This window comes from Bacillus sp. 41-22, from assembly GCF_025809295.1.
In the GTDB taxonomy this organism is placed as follows: Bacteria; Bacillota; Bacilli; order Bacillales; family Bacillaceae_G; genus Bacillus_A; species Bacillus_A mycoides.
Genome location: NZ_CP084035.1, coordinates 2,199,950 through 2,220,184, shown reverse-complemented (window position 1 = coordinate 2,220,184; position 20,235 = coordinate 2,199,950). Strand labels below are relative to the sequence as shown.

The following is a 20,235-nucleotide window of genomic DNA, read 5'->3' as shown; positions in this document are numbered from 1 at the left end:
AACAATTTGGTACAATGTTCAAAGTAAGGATAGATACTTTCAATTTGACAAGCTTATTTCACCACAAACCTCGTCTGACTACACCCATCCTTCTGCTTCGTTACCTCTAATACAGCTGGCATTGTGTTTTTCAGTTCTTGAACGTGTGAAATTACACCGATAAAGCGACCTGATTTTTGCAAGTCGATTAGGGCGTCAACTGCTTTCGTTAATGACTCTTCATCTAATGAGCCGAATCCTTCATCGATAAACATCGTTTCGATGGAAATACCACCCTCATACGCTTGAATTACATCTGCCATTCCAAGTGCTAAGCAAAGTGATGCGTTAAATTTCTCACCGCCAGATAATGTTTTTACATCTCGGGTTTGACCTGTATATGCATCATATACATCTAATCCTAATCCACTTTGTCGATTCCTCTTTTCAACTCGTTCGCTTCGTTTTAAATAAAATTGTCCATTTGATAATTTACGTAGTCGTTCGTTCGCAATTTGAACAATTTGTTCTAAATACTCAATTAAGATGTAACGTTCAAAGGATATACGACTATCATTATCCCCTTTCATTACTTCATATAAATCAACAAGTTCTTGGAATGCTTTTTCTTCCTCATGAATTTGTTCATCAATTCGTTTAATATTTTCATGTAAATCCGTAATATATGATACGGCGTTTTGAGCACGTTGTCGTTTTTCTTTAATAATATCAAGGCTAATTTCCAATTCTCTCACTTGCTCATCTAATGAAGAAATGTCCATATACTCTTTATCTTTTAAGTCTGCTTTTAATTCGTCAATTTGTTTTGTAAGTACTTCTAGAGATGAGTAATAACTTTGGATTTCTTGTTGTAACTTATCCATCTCAGCATCATTTAATTTGGATTCTTTATATGTTAATTGATCTGTAAATCCACTTTGTTCTAGCTCTTTCATAAAGCGTGTAAACGTCTCTTCTCTCTTCTCTTTTGCACTATTAAATTGATTAGAAGCATTATCATGTTCTGCTTGAATACGTATATTTTCATTTTGCCAATGTTGATACGCCTCTTGTACTTTCTCCCATTCATCTTCCATTAACCTAAGTTCTTGCAGAGCTTGGTCAAACTGTACTTTCCAAGCTTGTACCGTTTGCAAGCTTTCCGGAATATTTTGCTTATCATGTTCATATGACGTACGAAGCTGCATACACTCCATTTCAGTACGGTGCTGCACAGTTTCTACTTCACGCTTTTGTTTCTGGAGTTCTTCTACTTTTTCTTCTACGCTTTTTATATTCACAGCAATTTGCTTACGCGTTTCTTCACTTGCTTTTAACGCATTAACTTCTGCTGCTAATTGCTTTCCTTTTTGAACGAGCGCACTATATGTTTCTACTAATTCTTCTGAGCGATAGCCTCGCTTTAGCACTTCTTCTATCACTTGTTCATATTGAACTCGATAGAAATTCCACTTTTCTTCTAATTGAACATGTAATTTTTCCGCAATATTTTTCTTTTCTCTTAGCTCATTTAACTCTTTTTCATCAATTGCATTACTTTGCTCTGTAGCTTTTTTCGGGTGGTCCATACTACCACATACTGGACAAGATTCACCATCATGTAAATGAAGAGCTAATATACCAGCTTGTTCACTTAACCAGCGGCGTTCAATATTTTCATATGTACTAACTGCCTGTTGCATCTTATGAAACGCACTTTCTTTTTCTAGCTCGTATTTTTGTTTTTCTTGCCATACATCATATGCCTGCTTTAATACTTTTGCATCTTCTCGCATATTCGTTAGTGCTTCTACTTTAGCTACATATTGTTCAAGCGCTGCTTCTAATTGCTGTAATTCGCCAGACATTCTTTGTTTTTCATTTTTATGCGCTTCTAGTTGTTCATCTAACTTTTGCATACCTTCTTTTAATTTTCCTATTTGAATTTCAGCATTTTGCAAATTTAACTTTTTCTCAGCTAATGATGCAATAATTGGCTGTAACTCTTCTAGTCTTTGAACTTGTTTTTTAGCATTTTCTCGCCCGGATGCCTTATTCTTTAATGCTTCATATTTCTCCTGAGCAAGTGCAAAACTGTTCATTATATGCTCTTTTTTTGCGATTATCTGTTTTAACAAACTTTCAGACTGCTGTTCATATTGCATCGCTTCCTCATACCATTGCTCAAATGGTAATAATCGCTTCGCCTGTTCCGCATGTTTAAAAGATTTTTCTTTCATTTCGATTACGGCACGGTTTTCTTGTAAAATACTGTACTTCTCATTCTTTTGTTCTAAATCTTTGAATTTCTCATTTACAGCTTTTGCTGCATGAAAACGTGCCTCTGCTTCTTTTAATTGTTTCGTTTTGTCATTTTGTTCTAAGTGTAATTGCTCAACCTCTGCATTGTACCAAACTGTTTCTTGTTCTAATGCCTCTACTACTTGATGTGTATTTACATGCTCTTGTTCCACTAATGTCTCTAATAATGCCCCATCACGTATTGGTAATTTAAATACATTACGGAAATATAGCTCACGTTCTTTTTGTTTTTCTTGTAAGACGTCTTTCCATTGTTTGCGCTTTTGATCTAATATCTCACGCATTAATTTATAACGATCTGTTTTAAAAATGCGGCGTAGTATTTCTTCTTTATTTTCCGTTTCAGATGTTAATAATTTTCGGAACTCTCCTTGCGGTAACATGACAATTTGGCTAAATTGATGTTTACTTAATCCAATTAAATCTTCAACTTTTTTATTTACATCCGTTACATGAAAACGATCGACACATGGAACTTTTTCCTCATCAATTACTTCATATAATTCGACTGCATGTCCTGTAATTGTTTTATTTCCTTGTTTTTTATGGCCCAGTTGTCGTTTAATTTCATAACTTTTTCCTTTTAATTGAAAAGTTAATTCCACACTTGTATAAACATCATCATCAGCAAATTGGCTACGAAGCATGTTTGTATCACTGCGCTCTTCTCCACTAGCCTCTCCATATAATACATAACAAATCGCATCAAAAATCGTTGTCTTTCCAGCTCCTGTATTTCCAGAAATAGCGAAAATACGATGCTCACCAAGATCTTTAAAATCGATTACTTCTTTCTGTTTATATGGACCAAACGCGGTCATTATAAGCTGAATCGGTCTCATCCTCGCTCACCTTCCCGTTCTTGCACTGTTTGCAAAACATCTAAAAATAGACGTTCTTTCTCTTCTGATAAATCTAGCCCTTTCATTTCTTTATAAAATGCTTTTAAAAGAGATAAATCATCCGTTTTATGTCTTGAAACAGTTACTTCATTTTCATCTGTGAACTCTCGTCTTTGAATAGATCTTTCAACATGCATTGCATTTGGGTATACAGAACGTATTTTTTCCATTGGCTGCAAGACAGGATTTTCATCTAATAATTTCACAAATACATAATCTTCACTCACTGGATGAAGCAATAAATCGTCTATTTTCGCTTCTACTGTACGCATTTTACGACGTGGTGTAAGTAAACGTTTTTCAATTGTTGTTTCACCTTTTTCATCCAGTTCCACAATATAATATCCTTTTTTATGCTTTTCTTCAGAAATAGAATATGCAAGTGGTGAACCTGAATAACGAATTGTCTCATTACGTACAAAATGCGCTTGATGTAAATGGCCAAGCGCCGTGTAATGAAACTTATCAAAATAATGGCTATTTACATATTCAGCACCACCAATTGAAAGTGGTCGTTCCGCATCACTCGTATTTTCCTCTGCCTCTCCTGAAGAAGTTACAAATGCATGTCCTACAAATATGTGTCTCGCTTCTTTATCCATCGTTTCAGAGAGTTCGTTCATAAAAATACGCATCGCATCATCATGAGAACGAACATCTTCATTTTTCAATATATGTCTAACAATACTTGGATCTGCATACGGAACGAGATGGAAATGAACCTCTCCGTATTCATCATTTAAAACAACAGGATTGTATGGAAACTGGAGTTGTCCAACAATATGTAATCCTTGTTTTTTCATTAAATTACTACCAAAATGTATGCGGTCCGGACTATCGTGGTTTCCTGCAACTGCAATTATTGGTGTTTGTAAATCAATAACTATCTTTTGTAATACATCATTTAATAAGTCTACTGCTTCTGTAGGTGGAATTGCTCGGTCATATAAATCTCCTGCAATAATTACAGCATCCGGTTTTTCCTCTTCAACAGCTTGTACAAACTGATCTAACACAATTTTTTGATCTTCAGTCATATATACACCATGAACAAGCTTACCTAAATGCCAATCCGCTGTATGAAAAAACTTCATATTACCCTTCTCCTTTTAGTTTACTGATTGTAGTGAAACAAGCTGATAGTTTAGTGTAGTTTTTCCGTTCTCCCATTCTAACTTTTGGACAATTGCACTACCGATTCTTTCTTCGTTTGATTTATATAAAGGCAATATTTCTTGAATAGTAAATAGATGATAACCATCTAAAATTAATTGAAATAAATTATCTTCTATATGTAATCTTACTTCTTTTTCATTTGAAATAATTTTTGTATGCATCTCAAATTTCATGCTAGATACAACCCCTTTTTTCTAATCTCTACATTTTAATAGTATAGTGGTCATGCAAGATTGACAAGTAAATACACCGCGATGTACATACTTTTTTAATTATAAATATTTTATGTTTTTTTATATGAAATACGGTATGTGAAATTATTAATCTACAAAAATAAAAATGCCCTTTCAGGCATCCTTATTTTTGTAAGTACTCTTTCATAACGTAGTACAATACAGTTATTAAGACAATCGCTACAAAAAACGCAAATACGGCCACAACATACCCATCTTTATTTAATAAAAAGCATATGGAAATAGATATTATAAAAATCGGAAACACGAGACGTACCTTAGCCTTCACTTCTTCTGTCGTATCTGTATGATGAAAATACTGTGTAATTCCTACCATAAGAGATGACAAAATAATAACCGACAATAGTAAAGGTCCTGGCATTCCGATCTCTCCTTTCTCTATTTCTAATTATATACAAACCCCGCGCTCTTTAAAAGTTAGATAATTCAGCCTTTTAACTTTTTCTACATCAACTCTTTAATTTACGCCACGTATACTAACTCAATATAAGTTATACATATAATAGCGCCTTCAACACGACATTTTCAAATAATAGCACTTACAGTAATGTTGTAATATTCCTCTTCATTCTCTGAAATCCTGCAAATATAACTCGTCAAAATATGCGATAAATACTAACACTAAGCACCTAATTTGGACAAAAATTATAGAGGACATTTCAGCATGTATCAAGAAATAAGAATAGAAAGATAAGTAAGGGAGGATTTATAATGACTGAACACGTTTTATTTTCTGTTAGCGAAAACGGCGTTGCATCTATTACTTTAAACCGTCCAAAAGCACTTAATTCTTTATCCTATGACATGTTACAACCAATTGGGCAAAAACTTAAAGAATGGGAGCAAGATGAGCGTATTGAACTCGTCGTTTTAAAAGGAGCTGGGACGAAAGGTTTTTGTGCAGGTGGTGATATTAAAACGCTATACGAAGCACGTTCTAACGAAGTTGCATTACAACATGCAGAGCAGTTTTTTGAAGAAGAATATGAAATTGATACATTTATTTATCAATACAAAAAACCAATTATCGCTTGTTTAGATGGAATTGTAATGGGCGGTGGTGTCGGTCTGACAAATGGAGCGACGTATCGAATTGTAACAGAGCGTACGAAGTGGGCAATGCCTGAAATGAACATCGGTTTCTTCCCTGATGTCGGTGCTGCTTATTTCTTAAATAAAGCGCCTGGATATACTGGTCGATATGTTGCTTTAACAGCATCTATTTTAAAAGCTCCTGATGTATTATATATTAACGCTGCTGATTACTTTATGACATCAGATTCATTACCAAATTTCCTTACCGCACTTGAAAATGTAAATTGGAAAAAAGAAGATGTACATATTCATTTAAAAGAAGTTATTCGTACATTTGCAACTGCTCCAAACTTAGATGGTAATCTTTCTTCTTCAGTAGAAGAAATTAATTCGCATTTTGCATTCGATACAATTGAGGGAATCATTCAATCGTTAGAGAAAGATCAAAGTCCATTTGCCCAAACAACGAAAGAAAAGCTATTATCCAAATCCCCTGTTTCATTAAAGGTAACATTAAAACAGTTTATTGATGGCCAAGAAAAGTCAGTTGAAGAATGTTTCGCGACAGATCTTATACTCGCTAAAAACTTCATGCGACATGAAGATTTCTTTGAAGGAGTACGCTCCGTTGTAGTTGATAAAGACCAAAATCCAAATTATAAATATAAACAATTAAGTGATGTTTCAGAAGAAGATGTAAATCGATTCTTTAACTTACTTAACGCTTAAACAAAGAGGCCATATATTGTAGCACACTCTCAGCTACTCTATATGGCCTCTTCTTTTTAGTTAAATAATTTTAAATATAATTTAATTTTATTTAACTAAAATATATGTTAAACTAACGTTAATCGAATTTTCTAAAAACAACAAAGGAAGGCGGATAACATTATGGAAAATTTTTTCTGTTTATTATTATGTCTATATGTCTTATTATTCTACCCGGTCCTGATACAGCAATGGCTACGAAAAACACATTGATTGCCGGCAAAATCGGCGGCGTAAAAACTGTTTTTGGTACTTGTGTTGCGCTTTTAATTCACACTTTAGCTGCTGTAATTGGTCTTTCAGCACTTATTGTAAAGTCTGCTCTTTTATTTTCTATTTTTAAATATGTTGGTGCTGTATATTTAGTCTATATTGGTATTAAAGCCCTTTTAGCAGTAAGAAACACAGAAGACTTAAATACAAATGACGTTCCAATAAATAATGACAATAAACATACTTCTTGCTTTCGCCAAGGGTTTCTTACAAATTTACTAAACCCTAAGGTTGCAGTCTTCTTTTTAACTTTTTTACCACAGTTTTTAAATCCAAATCATAATACATTTATACAACTTCTCGTTATGGGACTTACTTATCTCATTTTAACCGTCATTTGGTTTGCTTTTTATATATTTTTAATTGATAAAATTAGTGCTTTTATGAAAAAACCGAAGACACAGCGTTATATTCAAGGGATTACAGGAATCGTCTTAATTGGGTTTGGTATTAAATTAGCCTTTGAAAGAAATAGTTAACACAATACAAACGAAAATACACTACTCCATTATGAGTAGTGTATTTTCGTTTGTATTATTTTTATAATGAGTGGGAATGCACCCCACTCATTATCATTTCACTTTATTAAAACCAGCGCTCAGTTACAACTTTTTTACGTGTATAAAATTGAACGCCATCCGTACCATTTGTACCAAGATCTCCAAAGAATGAAGCTTTGTTTCCTGCAAATGCGAAGAATGCCATTGGTGCTGGAACATTAACGTTTACACCAATCATACCAGCATCAATATTGTCTCGGAATGTTTGTGCATGTTTTCCATTTGACGTATAAATAACAGCACCATTCGCAAATTTCGATTGATTTGTCAGCTTAATACCTTCTTCTAAATCTTTTACTCTTACAATACTTAATACCGGAGCGAAAATTTCATCTTGCCAAATTTTCATTTCTTGATTTACACCATCAAAGATTGTTGCACCAACAAAGTAACCTTCTCCAACTTCTTCATTGATTTTACGGCCATCTACTAGTAAAGTTGCTCCATCTGCTACACCACTATTAATATAGCCTAAAACACGCTCTTTATGAGATTCACGGATTAATGGTCCAACATAATTATCTTCGTTGAAACCGTCACCTACTTTTAACTTCTTCGTTTCCGCTACTAATACATCAATGAATTCATCAGCAATTTCATCAACTACTGCTACTACTGAACATGCCATGCAGCGCTCTCCACTACTTGCAAACGCAGACCCAATTACACCTTGTACTGTTTTCTCAAGGTTGCAATCTGGCATAACAACTGCATGGTTTTTCGCACCTGCTAACGCTTGTACACGTTTACCATTTTTTGTACCAGTTTCATATACGTAGCGTGCCACTGGCTCAGAGCCAACAAACGAAACTGCTTGAATATCTTTATTTTCTAAAATACTATTTACAACATCTTTTCCGCCTTGTACTAAATTTAATACCCCTTTTGGAAAACCAGCTTCATAGAATAACTCTACAAGTCGCTCAGCTAAAAGTGGCGTTCTTTCAGATGTTTTTAATACGAATGTATTACCGCAAGCAATTGCAAGTGGGAACATCCATAATGGAATCATCATCGGGAAGTTAAACGGTGTAATACCAGCAACAACTCCGATTGGGTAGCGCCAAATCGATCCATCAATTCCACTAGCAATATTCGGAAGAGCTTGTCCCATCATTAAATTTGGTGCTGATGTTGCAAGTTCTACCGCTTCAATACCACGCTGTACTTCACCAGTTGCATCCGTTAGCGTTTTACCGTTTTCTAGCGTAATGATTTTTGCAAGCTCATCTTTATTTTCTTGTAACAGTTGTAGATATTTGTATAGTTGTCTTGAACGATTTGGAACTGGCACTTTAGACCATGTTTTGTATGCCGCTTTTGCCGCTTCAACAGCTTTTTCAACATCTTCTTTTGGAGAAAGTGGAACGTAAGCGATGATTTTTCCAGTTGCCGGATTCGGAACCGCTTCTACTTCCGTACCAGTAGATTCTACCCATTCGCCATTAATATGATTTTTCACTCGTTTAATTTCAGTTGTAATCATTATATTCTCTCCTTTTTTATCATGGTTTTTATAAGTGCACTATTTTTGATTAGAAATTAATTGTTCGCTAACTTTCTTATATAAAGCAGCCATATCGTTTTCACCATATCCTGCCTCACTCGCTTCTTCATATACGTTTAATAGCATTTCGCTTACTGGTAAGTGAAGTTCGCTTTCTTTCGCTAAATCTACTGCAAATCCTAAATCTTTCTTTAATAAATTCACAGTAAAGCCTGGCTCATAATTTTCTGATGCAATGAAACTTTTATAATTACGCTCATAAATTCTACTTTGACCGTAACTTACATTTAAAATATCAAACATTTTATCTAAATCCATATTGTTCTTTTTCGCTAATGTTAAAGCTTCACTCACACCAGCTGTATAAAAACCAATTAATAGATTATTAATTAATTTAACAGTTGTACCACTATCAATCTGCTCACTAACATGGAAAACATTCGCTCCAAGCACTTCCATGACAGATTCAGTTTTCTCATATACTTCTTTCGATCCACCAACCATAAACGTTAATGTACGGTTTTCTGCACCAATTACCCCACCGCTAACAGGTGCTGCTAAAAAGTCTACTTTCTTTTCCTTCGCCGATTCCTCTAATTGTTTGTTTAATTGTGGAGATACTGTACTTGTATCAATTAAAGCTACATTCGAGTGGCTATTTTCAAATAATCCTTCTTCCCCAAAATATACCGCTTCCACAGCACGAGGTGAAGGCAAACTTGTAAAAATCACATCGCATGTCTCTGCTAGTTTTGAGATTGATAGGCCGATAATTCCTCCTTCTTTTTCAAAGGAAGCTTCCGCCTCTTTATTCAAGTCCACTCCATATACTGTGTAGCTAGATTTAACTAAATTTTTAGACATTGGAAGACCCATGTTACCTAAACCGATAAAACCAATCTTTTTCATATCGCTTTCCTCCTATTTACACAATATATTTCCCGCGATTTATAATAACTTTCGCAATATCTCTCTTTTTCGTAAATAAGTTTGAGTATAAAGGCACTAATAATTGACGGATTTCAGCTAATATTTCTTGTCTATTTTGTTCTTCTGTGACAGCTGCTGAAAGAATGGAAATCGCAGCTTCTTCTACTTTACGATATCCTTCTTCACAAATAACACCTGTTATCATTTGCTTCGTACGCTCTTTTTCCTCACCATTTTTACTAACTGCTTTCCTCGTACGTAAAAATGCTGATTCCATGACGTACACGTCCGTCAACATATTTGATAATACGCGTGAATATTCTTGCTCTTGCTCAATTTTTATTCCTGGAGTTTTAGAGAGCGTTTTCAAAGATTGTTTCAACAATTTTTTCGCTAATAAAATGTAACGATGGTTTCTTTCTACATTTGCTACATCAATTTCTACTTCAGCATCTTCTATTTGCTCGATTTGCTTCATTAACATTTTTGCAACTGTTAATCTATTAATTTCATTCGTTCCTTCAAAAATACGACTAATTCTAGCATCACGATATAATCGTTCTACTTCGTATTCTTGCATATAACCGTAACCACCATGAATTTGTACAGCTTCATCTACGATATGAGCAAGTGTTTCAGAAGCGTTTACTTTATTCAGTGCACATTCAATTGCAAATTGGGACATTTTTTTCATAAGATCTTCATCACTCTCATGAATTGCTTCATCAATTACACCCGCTGTACGGTAAGCTGCACTTTCTGCTCCATATGTAGAAATAATCATATTGGCAATTTTCTCTTGAATCATCGTAAAATCTACTAATTCCGTTTGGAACTGTTTTCGCTCTTTTCCATATTGAACTGACAAACCGATTGCTTGTTTTGCTGTTCCAATATTTCCAAAAGCAAGTTTTAGTCTAGCGAAGTTAAGAATATTAAGAGCTACGTGATGCCCTTTCCCAACTTCCCCTAAAATATTTTCAGCGGGGATGACAACATCTTCTAAAATAAGCGTCGCTGTTGAAGATCCTTTAATCCCCATCTTCTTTTCTTCTAATCCTATTGATACACCTTCACATGTTCTTTCGACAATAAACGCTGTCATTCCTTTATTTGTCTTCGCAAAAACAACGTATACATCTGCCATATGAGCATTTGTAATCCACTGCTTCTCACCATTCAACTTCCAAGCAGTACCATCTTCATTCAATACTGCACTCGTTTTTGCACTTAATGCATCAGAACCAGCATTTGGCTCAGTTAAAGCATAAGCCCCAATCCATTCTCCCGATGCGATTTTCGGTAAATATTTTTCTTTCTGTTCTTTCGTTCCATAATATATGTAAGGCAATGTACCTACACCGGCGTGTATATTAAAAGAAACGCTAAATGCACCAGCGTAACCCATTTTCTCTGCTACAAGACCTGAGACAGCCTTTCCTAACTCGAATCCGCCATAATCTTCTGGTACCTCAATGCCTAATAATCCAAGTTCCCCAGCTTTCTCAAATAATTGGCGAGAAACTTTATAGTTATGTTGTTCAATATTCTCAATTTGCGGGACAATTTCTTGTTTAACGAATTGTTCTGTCGTTTTTGCAATTAAATCTTCATCCCCTGAAAAATCTTCTGGTGTAAAGAAAGTATTATTCACATCTTTATTGAGTGAAAAAAATTCATCCCATGGTAACTTCGTTTTCTCCATCTGAATCCCCCTATCATTTCGGCCTTCGTTGATCTTTGCATATGCTCGTCTACGATGAGTGGAATATCTTATTATTGAAAACAGAAGGCGATGATTTTTCACATCAAGCAGTTCGTTTTGCCAAAGATGTATTTTCATCGCCTAAATCCTTCTACCTATTGATCTTCAGATAATACTGTTTTTGCAATTCCAGTATCTAACTCTTCAAAGTCATGATATGAAATTGTTTCATATAATTCACTTCTCGTTTGCATATTAGAAAGTGCATCTTTTTGAGAACCTGTTTCCTTAATTAGCGTAAACACATTCTCATATGCTTTTGCAGCAACACGAAGTGAAGTTACAGGATAAATTACCATTTGGAAGCCCATATTCGCAAATTCCTCTGCACTATAATATGGTGTTTTTCCGAACTCAGTCATATTTGCTAGTAAAGGTGCATTCACTTTGCTAGTAAATAAACGAAATTCTTCTTCCGATTGAAGCGCTTCTGGGAATATTGCATCTGCTCCTGCTTTTACATATGCATTCGCTCTTTCAATCGCTGCATCTAATCCTTCCACGCCGCGAGCATCTGTGCGTGCTACAATATATAAACTTGGCGCAACTTCTTTAATCGCTTTAATTTTTTGAACTAATTCTTCTGTAGTAACAAGTTTCTTACCATTTAAATGTCCACATTTCTTTGGTAATTGTTGATCTTCAATCTGAACAGCCGCAACTTTCGCTTCCACCATTTCTACAGCTGTTCTCGCTACGTTTAGTACTCCACCAAATCCTGTATCAATATCAACAAGAACTGGTAAATCTGTAGCTCTAACTAGATCCCTTGCTCTCTCTGCTACTTCAGTAGACGTCACGATTCCTAAATCTGGTAGTCCTTTACTTGCAGTGTAAGCAGCTCCCGATAAATATAGAGCTGAAAAACCTGTATTTTTCGCAACAAGAGCCGCCATTGCATCATGAGCACCTGGAATTTGCAAAATTTCATTTGCTTCTACTAAAGCTCGGAAGCGATTCGTAAGCTCCTCTTGTGTCGACTGTTTATTCACAACCCAAGCCATTCTAAATTCCCCCTATTATTAAATTAAGAATAGATCTACAAATTCGTTTACATTCATATTTTCTAGTTTTTCTTCATTTAGACAAGCTTCATGGATTTTTTCTTGTTGCTTACTAGAATAATGACCTGCCATATTTGCAGTGAATTTTCGAACAACTTTTGGAATTGCTTCGTCTCTACGGAAACGGTGGCCAAGTGGATATTCACATTCCACATTTTCTGTTACAGTACCATCTTTAAAATGAACTTGAACAGCATTGGCGATTGAGCGCTTGTTCGGGTCAAGGTAATCTAAACTGTACTGTTTATTTTCAACAACAACCATCTTATTACGTAATTCATCTACACGTGGATCATTCGCTACTACATCCTCATAATCATCCGCAACGATATCTCCTTTTAATAAACCTATTGCCGTAATGTATTGTAGGCAGTGATCGCGATCAGCTGGGTTATTTAATGGACCTTCTTTATCGATAATACGAATTGCTGACTCATGAGTTGTAATTGTAATACGATCAATTTCATCTAATCTTTCTTTAAGTTCCGGATGTAATTTCACTGCACATTCTGCAGCTGTTTGTGCATGGAATTCTGCTGGGAATGACACTTTGAATAATACATTTTCCATTACATAAGATTCTAGCGGTCTTGCTAATTTTAATTCTTGCTTGTTAAATAACACATCTTGGAATCCCCATCCTGGTGCAGATAATGCCGTTGGGTAACCCATTTCACCTTTTAATGCAGTCATTGCGAGATGAACACCGCGGCTCGTCGCATCACCTGCTGCCCATGATTTACGTGAACCTGTATTTGGAGCATGACGATATGTACGAAGACTAGAATTATCAATCCACGCATGTGATAATGCATTAAAGATTTCCTCACGCGTTCCGCCAAGCATTTTTGCAACTACTGCAGTTGTTGCTACTTTTACGTATAATACGTGATCAAGACCAACACGGTTTAAGCTGTTTTCTAAAGCAAGTACACCTTGAATTTCATGTGCTTTAATCATCATTTCTAGTACTTCACGTACTTTTAATGGTTCTTTTCCTTCTGAAATACGAACGCGGCTAATATAATCTGCAACTGCTAAAATTCCGCCTAAGTTATCAGATGGATGTCCCCACTCTGCTGCAAGCCAAGTATCGTTATAGTCTAACCAACGGATCATACATCCGATATTAAATGCGCCTTTTACTGGATCTAGCACATAAGATGTTCCTGGTACACGTGTACCATTTGGCACGATTGTTCCTGGTACAACTGGTCCTAATAATTTCGTACACTCTGGGTATTGTAGTGCTAAAATTCCACATCCAAGTGTATCAAGTAATACGTAGCGAGCCGTACTGAATGCCTCTGCACTTGTAACCTCTTTATTTAATACATAGTCCGTAATTTCTTCTAATAATGCATCTTTTTGTTTAATTTCATTTGTTTTAATCATGCTATTCTTCCCTTTCTGTCGAAAATTCGTTATTATTAATGATGGGTGTCGGTCAAACACCCATCTGGCGGGCGGCGCTAACAACTCCCCAGTTGTTTTTATTTACTAAATGCATGTCGCTCGCCAATATAATTTACACGTGGACGGAACAAACGATTGTTCGCATGTTGCTCAATTACGTGTGCACATAGCCCTACTGTTCTAGAACTAAAGAAGATTGGTGTGTAAAGTTGAATTGGAATACCAAGCATCCAATATACTGGAGCAGCATAATAATCAAGATTCGGATAAATCCCTTTTTCCTTCTCCATAATTTTTTCTCCAGCTTCACACATTTCATATAGTGTATAATCGCCTTTCACATCACATAACTGCTTTAATGCTTCCTTCATCATAAGTGCTCTTGGATCCATCTTTTTCATATAAACACGGTGTCCAAAGCCCATAATTTTTTCTTTGTTATATAGTTTCTTCTGTAATAACTCTTCAAATTTCTCAACATTACCAGCTTCTAAAAGCATGTACATAACCGCTTCATTCGCACCGCCATGAAGACTTCCTTTTAAGGATGCAACTGCTCCTGTTAAAGCACCGTATAAGTCGGATTGCGTTGATGCAATAACGCGTGCTGTAAATGTAGAGTTTGGCATTTCATGTTCACTATATAAAACAAGGGAACGATCAAAGATTTTCTCTTCAAGTTCAGTTGGTTTCTTTCCAGTTAACATATAGAAGAAATTCGCACTATATGACAATTCTTGAAGAGGCTCAATTGGTTCCTCATTATTTAAAATATGGTAGCTATTCGCTACAATATTTGGCACTTTACTTAAAAGCTTGTATCCTCGACTTTTATTCACTTCTAACGAGCGGTTTTCGATATCACTATCGTAACCAGCTAATGCAGACACACCTGTACGTAGCCCATCCATAGGATGCGTTTCCTTAGGCAATGCCTTTAGAACATTGAATACACCTTCTGGCACTGTATATTCTTCTTTTAATTTCTTTTCAATTGTTACTTTCTCATCCTCATTCGGTAAACGTTCTTCTAATAAAAGGTGCACAATGTCTAAATACTCTTTTGTTTTTGAGAGTTCGATTAAATCATACCCTTGAATTACAATTTCACCTTTTACTGTGTCAAGAAACGAAATTTTCGTTTCCGCTGCTACTACACCATCTAATCCCGGGGAAAATTTTTCTTCAGCTTTCATCATTATTTCCTCCAATCCTAATAGATCTTCGTGCACATAACTGTAAGCCTTTACAATAATATGAAACTACATTTCTATTTCAATGTATCAGAGTTTTTAGAAGATTTCAATTTATTTTATAATGATAAGTTTCCTATACTTTTACCGATGTAATAATACAATTTTTCAAAAATAACTTTCATCTTTTATAAAGAAAGGACAGACATCCTTTTACAATTTTTTAAAACGAAATATAACAATTATCCATATAATCCCACTAAATATACCTTTAATCCCTTTTTCTTCAACAAACATAAAAAACCGAGCTGCACTCATGCACAGCTCGGTTTTTTATAATATTTATTTCATATGCCCATAAATATAATTCTTATATAAAATTTATTTATTTTTAATACAATTATTATTTTACATAATTAAATTAAATTTCTTCCGTTTCTTTACGATAGCTTACAACTAATTCATAGTTTTGAAAGTACGAAAGATCATCAAAATCTATAAAAATAAACTACCGTCTTTCTCAACTGACACTATTTCCCCATCTGATTTTTCAGAAATAATCCCTAAAGAATATCCGGGCTGAATTGAGCTATTTCCTCCGTACCTTACAATACATCAAATAGATTCATCATGCTTTATACGCAATTCTTCCTTAAAGCATCGTCGAGCATCATGTTCAATTGAAATTTTCATCTTCGCTCTTCCTGTTTACGCAAAATCCTTTTTGCCTAATCTTTGTTTTACAAAAATGACAAATATAATTAAAGCTATTAATCCTGAAATTGCACTACCTGCGAATAAAATACGGTAACCAAACATTTGTGAAACAACTCCAAGTAAAATCGCACCTAATCCAATACCTAAATCAAATGCAGTAAAGAATGAAGCGTTAGCAACTCCTCTTTTACTAGGATCAACAATTGTCAGCATCGCTGCTTGTAAAGCGGGCTGTGCTGAACCGAATCCAACACCATATAATGCCGCTGCAATCATTACACCTATCAAACCATTTGAAATCGTTAGTACAACTATCGCTAAAATAGTAATACATAGTGCCGGAAGTATGATAAAAACTTCTCCATACTTATCTAATAGTTTTCCTGAAATAGGTCGTACAATTGTTAAAGCAATTGCATATACAAGAAAGAATGTCCCAGGATTCACATCAATTGATGACGCGAATAACGGTAAAAATGTTGTTATTCCTCCATATGCAAATGATAAAAAGAAAACAACAACCGTTATTGATAAAACGGATTTTTCAAACAGCTGAATTTTCCCTTTTTCTTTTTGTGGCGTGAATGGCATTTTCGTTATTAACGATAATACGACTGCCATAAAGGATAAAAGAGTTGCTAACAAGAATAGACCATGAAATGAATAATTTTGTACAACCCATAATCCAATCATCGGGCCAATTGCCATCGCGATTGTCATCGCCATGCCATACCAGCCCATCCCTTCACCACGACGTGAATCTGGAATAATATCAGTTATCGCTGTTCCAACTGCTGTTGTAGAAACAGCCCACGTCACTCCGTGAATAACGCGTAAAACAGCTAAAAGGGCAATAGTCGATGCTAAATTATACGAATACATCGTTATCCCAAAAAAGATGAGTCCGAAAATAATAAAAGATCTTCTACCATATTGATCTAACATTCCTCCAATAATCGGTCGTATTACAACCGCAGCTATTGTAAACATTCCCATCATCAGTCCAACTTGTGATTCATTTCCACCAATCTCTTTAATAAAGAGCGGGAGCGTTGGAACAAGTAAATAAAACCCTGTAAATAAAAATAACATCGCGATAGTCATTTGAATAAATGATTTCGTCCATAATCGTTCCATTAAAATTCCTCCATAAACACGTAAAATATTGCAATCAACATATCAATTGTATATTTTTCATGTTCCCTTGCCCTCCGCTAATAGACGTATCTTTTCATAATAAATGGTCTATCCTCAATTTAAGTTGGTCTTACGACTTTATACCTATGTTTTAAGCAAAAACCCTATATATGTACCTTTATATGTTCTAAAAGAATATACTATTTTATTATTAAACTTAGGAGTGATCGTTTCATGTGGGTATCACCAAGAATAACCGCCGTTGTCCCATCAGCTCCCTCAATACATGTTCCTGCCGTTCATACAGCTAGTTCTGATGTTGGTATCGAACTTCCTGCCGCTTGGCAACATTATCAATCGCCTGACCAAGTCACCCCTTCATTTTGGCATCATGGTACACACCCTAGTAGTAGTACTACTTTTTATAGCCCTAGTTATCCAATACCACCAACTCAAATTTTTTATCATTTCCCATCAATTTACTTTCAAAATTTCTATGGTGCTTTTATATACATTACTTATTGTCCATTATTGGCAGGGACTTCTCCTGTGTTCCCGCCAGTAGTTGGTGGCGTTGTTGCTGGTGGCGTTGGAGTTGTATTCCCTTGGCCTCCTCCGCCGTTAGTCGGTGGGGTAGTATTTCCTTGATCCCCACCGTTGTTCGGTGGCGTTGTATTCCCTTGGCCTCCACCATTGTTCGGTGGTGTTGTATTTCCTTGGCCTCCACCATCGTTCGGTGGTGTTGTATTTCCTTGGCCTCCACCATTGTTCGGTGGTGTTGTATTTCCTTGGCCATTTCCATTATTTTGTTCATTTTTCTTATTTAATTCATCCTGTTTCTTTTGCTCTTCTTGCTTCTTTAGCTCTTCTTGTTTCTTAAGTTCATCTTGTTTCTTTTGCTCTTCTTGTTTCTTAAGTTCTTCCTGTTTCTTTAATTCTTCTTGCTTTTTCTCTTCTTCAGTTTTTTGCTGTTGGTCTTGTTTTGGTTGTTCCGTTGTATCCGGTACGCTCGTATTTGGAGATGAATCACGTTTTTCACCTTTTATACGTAACTCACTACCTTCTTGAATAACACTACTTGGCATTTTAAAGCGTGATTTATCTGTAGCCATCTTGCTCATCATTTCTTTAAAGATCAACTGTGCAATTTTCGTATTTTTACTACTAATATACTCGTCTTTACCATCTTTCGTATATCCAGTCCATACTGCCATCGTATATTGCGGTGTATATCCTGCAAACCAACTATCACGAGTTGCACTTTCTGGAATTCCATATTGTGCTAGTTGTTTTGAAGAATAGTTAGTTGTACCTGTTTTACCAGCTACATCTAAAGAGGCCACATTTGCCGATGTACCAGTACCTGATGTAACTACAGAACGAAGCATATCAGTAATCATATATGCTGTAGAATCCGCCATAACTGGTTTTGGTTTTTGTCCAAAACTTTGTGACTTGCCGTCTGGATAAACTACTTTCTTAACAAAATGCGGCTTCGTATACTTACCGTCATTCCCAAATGCCGCATAAGCACCTGCAATTTCAGTTGGTGACGCTTCATTTGTACCGATCGCTGTTGATTCTGTCGGTGCTACATTAAATGTAATACCTAATTTCTCAGAGAACTCTTTCGATTTACTAATACCTACCTCTTTAGCTGTTTTAATAGCTGGGATATTACGTGATTTTGTTAGTGCTTCACGCATTGAGATTGGCCCTAAATGACTTCTATCTGCATTTCTCACTTCTTGGCCAGTTGAATACTTAAATGGAGAGTCATCGATTTGATGATACGTAGCCCATTTTAAATATTCAATAGCCGGTGCATAATCAAAGATTGGCTTCATAGTTGAACCAGCTGCACGATCTAATTCAATCGCCATATTATGCCCTTTAAATACTGCTTTATTTTCACCACGACCACTACCTATAGCACGAACTTCACCAGTTTTTGTATCCATAAATGTGAAAGCCCCTTGGAACTTATCGTTTGGATAATTAATAATATTTGCATTTAAAAGCTGATCAGCAAAATCTTGCGCTTTTGGATCCAAAGTTGTATAAATTTCTAAACCGTCAGATCCAATATTAACATCTGGTATTTCTTTTTCTACTTCTTTCACAACTGCATCCATAAATGCAGTATGTGGCATCGCTTGTAGTTCAGCTGCACTCTTAATATTTTTATCCACTGGTACTTTCGATGCTTCTTCCATTTCTGCCTTTGTAATATAACCATGTCGATTCATTAACCCTAGTACAGTATTTCTTCTTTCTGTTGCCCTTTGAACATTTTCTTTTTTCGTTGGGTCATAGTTATTCGGTGCTTTTGGTAAACCGGCAAGCATCGCAACTTCTGGTAATGTTAAATCTTTCAATTCTTTACCGTAGTAGTTTTGTGCTGCTGTTGCGATTCCATATGAACGATTACCTAAATTAATTTTATTTAAATACATCTCTAAAATTTCATGTTTTGAATACTGTTGTTCTAGCTTATAGGCTAAATATATTTCCTGAACTTTACGTTTTGACGTTTTTTCCATCGATAAGAAGTAGTTTTTAATAACTTGCTGCGTTATCGTACTACCACCTTGAGAGCCATAATCTCCCTTAAGACTAACTAAAACTGCACGAGCAGTACCTTTAAAATCTACTCCGCTATGCTCATAAAAACGCGAATCTTCTGTTGCTAAAAATGCATTTTCTACCAATTTAGGGATTTGATCATACGTAACATTCGTCCGCTTTTCTTTCCCATATTCATATACCAAATTCCCGTCTTTATCATAAATTTTTGAGGATAACGGATTAACAAGTTTTGCTTTCTCAAGTTTTGGTGCATCCTTAATCATTACGAAAAAGGTAGCAACCCCTGCCACTAATCCTACAATACCAAGTAGTAAACAACTGATTAAAAATTTACGAAAAAACGATGTTTTACCTTTTGGTTTTGTTTTTTTAGAAGCTGGCTGTTTTTTCTTTTGAACTTGTCGTCGCTCCTCTCGAGAACGATAATTTTCTGACATGTTACTTTCTCCTGCCTTTCAATTCTCCCGTTGATTTACTTGAAAATATTGAGGTCACTTTCCCAAATACATTTAATCAAGAAAGTATATTGACCTGGATCATTCAATATTTTCCCAATTCACAGATTATACATTTTAGAATACTTCTTATACAAACTATTTTCACTTCTATTTTTTCTAATAATACTGCCCCTTAAAGCATAGAATGTAA

General features: G+C 35.4%; 14 protein-coding genes and 2 pseudogenes. 3 read left to right on the top strand and 13 right to left on the bottom strand.

Features of this window, described 5'->3' with window-relative positions; all coding sequences use genetic code 11:
* Positions 1–53 precede the first annotated feature (53 nt).
* From LCF45_RS11380 to LCF45_RS11365, 4 genes are all read right to left on the bottom strand, one after another.
* On the bottom strand, positions 54–3,143 hold the full coding sequence (locus LCF45_RS11380; protein WP_263894833.1) for an AAA family ATPase: 3,090 nt from the start codon (positions 3,141–3,143) through the stop codon (positions 54–56).
* Entirely contained in the window at positions 3,140–4,297 is a 1,158-nt protein-coding gene (locus LCF45_RS11375; protein WP_050000722.1) for an exonuclease SbcCD subunit D, read from the bottom strand. Before LCF45_RS11375 ends, LCF45_RS11380 begins: the two co-directional genes overlap by 4 nt.
* A gap of 15 nt (positions 4,298–4,312) precedes the next feature.
* The gene (locus tag LCF45_RS11370; RefSeq protein WP_002085739.1) at positions 4,313–4,552 is read right to left on the bottom strand and encodes a DUF2584 family protein; all 240 of its coding nucleotides are present in this window, start codon (positions 4,550–4,552) and stop codon (positions 4,313–4,315) included.
* Positions 4,553–4,736: 184 nt separating this feature from the next.
* On the bottom strand, positions 4,737–4,994 hold the full coding sequence (locus tag LCF45_RS11365) for a hypothetical protein (RefSeq protein ID WP_002012747.1): 258 nt from the start codon (positions 4,992–4,994) through the stop codon (positions 4,737–4,739).
* Between the two features lie 350 nt (positions 4,995–5,344).
* Here LCF45_RS11365 and LCF45_RS11360 point away from each other — a divergent pair, with 350 nt between their 5' ends.
* Positions 5,345–6,397 (top strand): enoyl-CoA hydratase/isomerase family protein, encoded by a 1,053-nt coding sequence (locus LCF45_RS11360; protein ID WP_263894832.1) that lies wholly within the window; start codon positions 5,345–5,347, stop codon positions 6,395–6,397.
* A 188-nt stretch (positions 6,398–6,585) separates the two neighbouring features.
* A complete protein-coding gene (locus LCF45_RS11355; protein WP_263894831.1) occupies positions 6,586–7,188 on the top strand; it encodes a LysE family translocator in 603 nt (200 codons plus the stop codon).
* 106 nt (positions 7,189–7,294) lie between these two features.
* Here the strand turns inward: LCF45_RS11355 and LCF45_RS11350 are convergent, their stop codons facing one another.
* From LCF45_RS11350 to LCF45_RS11315, 8 genes and pseudogenes are all read right to left on the bottom strand, one after another.
* Entirely contained in the window at positions 7,295–8,755 is a 1,461-nt protein-coding gene (locus tag LCF45_RS11350) for a CoA-acylating methylmalonate-semialdehyde dehydrogenase (RefSeq protein ID WP_002127280.1), read from the bottom strand.
* Positions 8,756–8,794: 39 nt separating this feature from the next.
* Positions 8,795–9,685 (bottom strand): NAD(P)-dependent oxidoreductase, encoded by an 891-nt coding sequence (locus LCF45_RS11345; protein ID WP_002031851.1) that lies wholly within the window; start codon positions 9,683–9,685, stop codon positions 8,795–8,797.
* Positions 9,686–9,701: 16 nt separating this feature from the next.
* Positions 9,702–11,411, bottom strand: a complete 1,710-nt coding sequence (locus tag LCF45_RS11340; RefSeq protein WP_078203245.1) for an acyl-CoA dehydrogenase family protein — start codon at positions 11,409–11,411, stop codon at positions 9,702–9,704.
* A 155-nt stretch (positions 11,412–11,566) separates the two neighbouring features.
* The gene (gene prpB / locus LCF45_RS11335; RefSeq protein WP_002168448.1) at positions 11,567–12,475 is read right to left on the bottom strand and encodes a methylisocitrate lyase; all 909 of its coding nucleotides are present in this window, start codon (positions 12,473–12,475) and stop codon (positions 11,567–11,569) included.
* Positions 12,476–12,493: 18 nt separating this feature from the next.
* The gene (prpD, locus tag LCF45_RS11330) at positions 12,494–13,930 is read right to left on the bottom strand and encodes a 2-methylcitrate dehydratase (protein ID WP_002085755.1); all 1,437 of its coding nucleotides are present in this window, start codon (positions 13,928–13,930) and stop codon (positions 12,494–12,496) included.
* A gap of 98 nt (positions 13,931–14,028) precedes the next feature.
* A complete protein-coding gene (mmgD, locus tag LCF45_RS11325; protein WP_002168449.1) occupies positions 14,029–15,150 on the bottom strand; it encodes a citrate synthase in 1,122 nt (373 codons plus the stop codon).
* Positions 15,151–15,565: 415 nt separating this feature from the next.
* Positions 15,566–15,837, bottom strand: a pseudogene (locus tag LCF45_RS11320) (HesB/YadR/YfhF family protein).
* A gap of 15 nt (positions 15,838–15,852) precedes the next feature.
* The gene (locus LCF45_RS11315) at positions 15,853–16,998 is read right to left on the bottom strand and encodes an MFS transporter (protein ID WP_002168450.1); all 1,146 of its coding nucleotides are present in this window, start codon (positions 16,996–16,998) and stop codon (positions 15,853–15,855) included.
* A gap of 234 nt (positions 16,999–17,232) precedes the next feature.
* Between LCF45_RS11315 and LCF45_RS11310 the strand changes: the two are divergent.
* Positions 17,233–17,505: pseudogene (locus tag LCF45_RS11310) on the top strand (hypothetical protein); the annotation flags it as partial.
* An 11-nt stretch (positions 17,506–17,516) separates the two neighbouring features.
* Here LCF45_RS11310 and LCF45_RS11305 read toward each other — a convergent pair.
* Positions 17,517–20,024: a transglycosylase domain-containing protein gene (locus LCF45_RS11305; protein ID WP_002185919.1), complete on the bottom strand. Its 2,508-nt coding sequence runs from the start codon at positions 20,022–20,024 to the stop codon at positions 17,517–17,519.
* Between the last annotated feature and the right edge of the window lie 211 nt (positions 20,025–20,235).